This is a genomic window from Microtetraspora sp. AC03309 (assembly GCF_020826795.1).
GTDB lineage: Bacteria > Actinomycetota > Actinomycetes > Streptosporangiales > Streptosporangiaceae > Microtetraspora > Microtetraspora glauca.
In genome coordinates, this window is sequence record NZ_JADDIL010000683.1 from 1 (window position 1) to 234 (window position 234).

A 234-nucleotide genomic window follows, 5' to 3' on the forward strand; every position below is an offset into this window, starting at 1 on the left:
TGAGCTGTGGCGCCCCGAGCTGCGGTGCCCTGAGCCGTGGCGTCCCTGGCCGTGGCGTTCTTGGCCGTGGCGTTCTTGGCCGTGGCGTTCTTGGCCGAAGCGCGGGGCCGAGCGGTGTCCTCGGCCCGGGTGGCCCCGGTGCTGGCGTCCCCGGTGCTGGCGTCCCCGGTGCTGGTGCCCTCTGTCGCGGCGTCCTCGGTGCTGGCGTCCATGGTCGCGGTGTCGTCGGCGGTG

Annotated in this window: 1 pseudogene; it reads right to left on the reverse strand. The window is 75.2% G+C overall.

The annotated features are described in order from the left end of the window. Nucleotides 1-212 (reverse strand): annotated as a pseudogene (locus tag IMZ11_RS44930) (hypothetical protein); the annotation flags it as partial. Nucleotides 213-234 lie beyond the last annotated feature (22 nt).